This is a genomic window from Clostridium sp. (assembly GCF_021443865.1).
GTDB lineage: Bacteria > Bacillota > Clostridia > Clostridiales > Clostridiaceae > Clostridium.
In genome coordinates this window covers 3582-7815 of sequence record NZ_JABUTB010000134.1, presented here as the reverse complement: position 1 = coordinate 7815, position 4234 = coordinate 3582, and the positions used below count along the sequence as shown (strand labels likewise).

The following is a 4234-nucleotide window of genomic DNA, read 5'->3' as shown; positions in this document are numbered from 1 at the left end:
TTATATGAAAATAGCAGTAAGGGGAGGACATAACTTTCAATCTACTGGAGCAAGTGCTTTAATAGATGAAACAATAGAAGATAGAAAAGTAAAAGATAGCATTATTAAATATTTAAGCCTTCTAGGGCATGAAGTATTAGATGTTACTCCAGGTAATATGGATACTGATAATGATTTAGTGTTTGGAGTTTCTAAGGCTAATAATTGGGGAGCAGATTTATTTATTTCAGATCACTTTAATAAAGCTTTTAATTCTTATGATGGAGCATTAGGTACAGAAGTGTGGGTTTACTCTAAAGGAGATAATATAACATCAGATGAAGAAGTTGGAACTAGAATAGTTAATGCTATAGCTGAATTAGGTTTTAAGAATAGAGGAGTAAAAGAAAGCAAAGAGTTATATGAATTAAAAGCTACTAAAATGGCTTCTATAATTGTAGAAACTTGCTTCGTTGAAGCTACAGAAGATGTAGCATTATATAGGAAGTTAGGTCCAGATAAAATAGGACAAGTTATAGCAGAAGCTATTAGTAATAAAAAGATAAATAATGTAGTAGAGGAGAGAAAATACGATATGAAAAATTTAGTTGTGTATGGAAATATAGTAGACAAAAGAGCAGCAGAGTATTTAGCTGATTATTTAAATTGTCCTTGCTTTGATGGAAATATGAAGTTTGATTATTCTAAAATAGAAAATGTATATTGTGTAGGTGGAGAGCCTTCTGTAAAATGGACAGGATACGCAAAGAAAATAATAGCAGGATCTAATAGATATGAAACAGTAAAAGAAGTATTAAAGTATATAGGAAAGTTATAATTTTAAGGCTAGTAGGTAGGAGAAATCTTACTTACTAGCCTTTTTTAGTTGTATATGGACAAAGTTACCAATAATGTGTAAAATAAAAGAGTAAAAAAGAAAAAGAACTCGTATTCTGACTACCAATCTATACGAGTTCAAAACAATAATATATTTCATTTAATATACTTCTATTATAGCATATGTTTGATGAAATATAAAGATAATAGGAGGAATTAAATTGAATATACTAAATATAGCAGATGTTGATAATAAAAGGAATTTTTGGCTTGTAAGAACTAAAAAAGGGTTCTTTTATAATGAGTATATTTCAAAAGCATTTATAGCATTAGGTTGGAATACAATTGATACAAATATTTTGAAAAGAACAAAAACTAAAGATGATGAAAAAAAGTTAAAAAGTGATATTTTAGAAAAATATAAAACAAAACAGGCTGGACAAATATATAATAAATGTAGAAGATTTGTAGAAGAAATTAAAGATGGTGATATAGTAATGATTCCTAGTGCTAATAATGAAAAAATAACTTTTGCAGAAGTAGGAAAGTACTATGAAGAAGAAAATATGGATTATTTTAAAGAAATTGAAGTAATAAATAGAATTGATTCAGGAATTGATTATGGAACACAAGTACTATGTCCATATAAAAAAAGAAGAGAAATTAAAGTTATAAAAACTATTGAGGGTGAAAGGCTAAATCCAAACTTATATAGAGTGTTAGCATCTTATCATGGTCTAAGTAAAATTAATGATTATTCAGATTTTATATTAAGAAGTATTTTTATATTATATGTATGGAATAATAAATTAAATTTAGTAATACCAATTGAAACCAAAAAAGACATAGACACGTTAATATTATCTGAGTTTATATATGGAGTATCTAAAGTGTTAAAAATTGAAGATAATAGCCTTAAAATAACAGGTAAGGTAGATTTGAACTCTCCTGGAGATTTTCAGTTCATAATAGATAATGCTGTAGAGTTTTTAACATCCCCAGCGCTATTAGGATCGTTAGCTAGTATTGTTGCAACTATATGCAGTGGTAAATATGGTCCAGAGGTACTTAAATCAATCCTTAACTTTATTAATGATTGGAGAAAAACTACATCTCAATTAAAGAATGAAGTGCAAGAAAGAGAATTGAAAAAAATTGCCATTGAAAAAGAAAGATTAGAATTAGAAAAACAAAAATTAGAGCTATATAATAGTATAGCCTTAAGTAGTAATAATTTAGAAGTAAATACAGATATTATAGAGAATGTGATAAATATTTCAGATTATACTAATCAAAAATCGAATAAGTAATAGGGGTGTAGTATTTTTTCACTAATATAAAACTAATTGAAGCATTAATAAGTAGTAATAATGCATTAATATTTGAATAATATGTTAAATATAATGTATTAAAAAAAGTGTTAATAAGAAGCCTACAAACAATTAAACATAATGATAAAGTTAATAAATAATTAAGAAAATAGCATAATATTACATAAGCTTTCTTCAACTACAACACCTCCTTTTAATATAATTATATAATTTTTACAAAAATATGCAATAATAATATTGTAATTATTAATAATAATATAAAAAAGCACTTATAATAATCTAGGTGTTTTTTATTTAAATGTATCTATCATATATTATATGTCTATCATATAGTTGAGGTGATATTATGGAAAAATCATGGTATTCAGTTGAAGAAGCATCGGCATTGCTAGGAGTTAGTAAGCAAACTGTTAGGGAGAAATTATTAACAAAAGAAATAAAAGGAAATAAGGTTGGTAGAGAGTGGAGAATCTTGAAGTCAAGTATAAATAATCTGTTAGGAATAGATAATAAAGAAGATGAAAGAGATATTTATATTAAAGAATTAGAAGAAAAAATAAAATACTTAACACTACAAATTGAAACATTTAAAGATGTAGCAAAGGCTTTGGTTAAAGTAATTAAATAATATAATACTTAAAATTAGATGTGTAATACTTAGGGAAAATTTTCTTAAGTATTTTTGTTTTAGAAGAATATTTTAGTCACCATTTTAATACATATATAACATATGGAAGGTGGTGAGGAAATGCAAAGATTAAGAATAACAATAGACTTTAATAAAAATAGAGAAGATGATTTAAAGCTTTATGAAGTATTATTAAAATACTCTAGTCCTGGAGCACATATAAAAGATGTTCTGAAAGGGTTAAGTCCGTTACCTAATATAACCAATGGTGCCGATAAGGAGTAGGATAGTAGTCCGTACAGTCCTAACATGTACGGACAAGTCTTTTAAAAGTATTAGAAATTGATATAAAAAAGAAGTGGGGGAGAGTAGAGTGAATAAGATAATAGAGTTAATCAGTTCTTTATTTAATAAGAAAGAAATAATTTTAGATGATAGGATTGAATTTAGAGTTAATAAGAAAGAAAAAATTCTAATTAAGAAATATTGTAGTTTAAAAAGAGTTTCAACTAGTGAGTTCTTTAGATCATTAGCAATGAATGAAATAGATAGCTTTATAAAACAAGGAAGGTGAATATATGATTTTAGATATAAAAGTAGCCAGTATAAAAATAGAAATAGAGGTATTGCAGCACCAATCATTTCTTAATTAATGTACCAGCTAAATTAATTATAATATTTAGTGATAATTATAGCTAGTATATTTTATTATCATATTTGTAAAAAGGAAAAGGGAATGTCATTAAAACTATCCCTTTTCCCTTAAAATTCCCTTGTTAAAGAAAATGTACAAGCTGATAATAGAATATATTTAGTTATAGAAGATTGTTATGAGTGTTGAGTTTACCTAAATTTAAGTTAATAAAAAATACATTAAAATATGATAAAATAGAATATTTATAGATTACAGAACTCCGCTTATGGCTTGTCTCGTACATGGAAAACACTAGGTTAATGCCTAGTGTTTTTCTTTTTTTATTATATATTATAATGGCATAACAAATTATATATGTAAACAATAGTTAAAATTTGCATAATAATAGTTGACTATATGTATATTAAAAAATAAAATGGAATTATGATTGTTAAAATATAGATAATCCACCCCTATATTTAGCAAGTCATTAAAATCTACAAATAATAGATAACACCTAGTATTTTTATTAGGTGTTTTTCTATTAAAGAAAGTCAGAATATGAATAAAATCTATTTTCTGTGGAATAATAGTTTCATTGAAAAATAGAGGTGAATAAAATGTTATTTATTATACTGACAGCATGGTTAGTAGGAGTAGCACTAATTTTAGTGTTTTTTAAAGGAGCTACTAAAAAGGAAAAAGAAGTATAGATTCAGACTAGTGTAGATAAAATAAAATAGAAATTATCATTAAGAACTCTAGATATAAACTTGACCCTGTCAAGTAGACAATAGGAAAAAAGACTCTTCATTATGCGGCATG

General features: G+C 25.7%; 5 protein-coding genes. All 5 read left to right on the top strand.

The genetic code is table 11. The features are described from left to right. Window positions 1–817, top strand: an 817-nt coding sequence (locus tag HUJ77_RS14850) for an N-acetylmuramoyl-L-alanine amidase (RefSeq protein ID WP_291709966.1), incomplete at its 5' end; no start/stop codon positions are given. A 220-nt stretch (window positions 818–1037) separates the two neighbouring features. Further along, a complete protein-coding gene (locus HUJ77_RS14845; protein WP_291709965.1) occupies window positions 1038–2126 on the top strand; it encodes a hypothetical protein in 1089 nt (362 codons plus the stop codon). A gap of 367 nt (window positions 2127–2493) precedes the next feature. Then, window positions 2494–2775: a helix-turn-helix domain-containing protein gene (locus tag HUJ77_RS14840; RefSeq protein WP_291709964.1), complete on the top strand. Its 282-nt coding sequence runs from the start codon at window positions 2494–2496 to the stop codon at window positions 2773–2775. Window positions 2776–2895: 120 nt separating this feature from the next. Then, complete coding sequence (locus tag HUJ77_RS14835; RefSeq protein WP_291709963.1) at window positions 2896–3060, top strand: hypothetical protein; 165 nt, start codon at window positions 2896–2898, stop codon at window positions 3058–3060. Between the two features lie 88 nt (window positions 3061–3148). Next, window positions 3149–3349, top strand: coding sequence for a DUF6290 family protein (locus HUJ77_RS14830; protein WP_291709962.1), 201 nt, complete (start codon window positions 3149–3151; stop codon window positions 3347–3349). Window positions 3350–4234 lie beyond the last annotated feature (885 nt).

Excerpts from the sequence above, each read along its gene's own strand:
- HUJ77_RS14835 (WP_291709963.1), top strand. The coding sequence starts at position 2,896 with ATGCAAAGATTAAGAATAACAATAGACTTTAATAAAAATAGAGAAGAT.
- HUJ77_RS14840 (WP_291709964.1), top strand. The coding sequence starts at position 2,494 with ATGGAAAAATCATGGTATTCAGTTGAAGAAGCATCGGCATTGCTAGGA.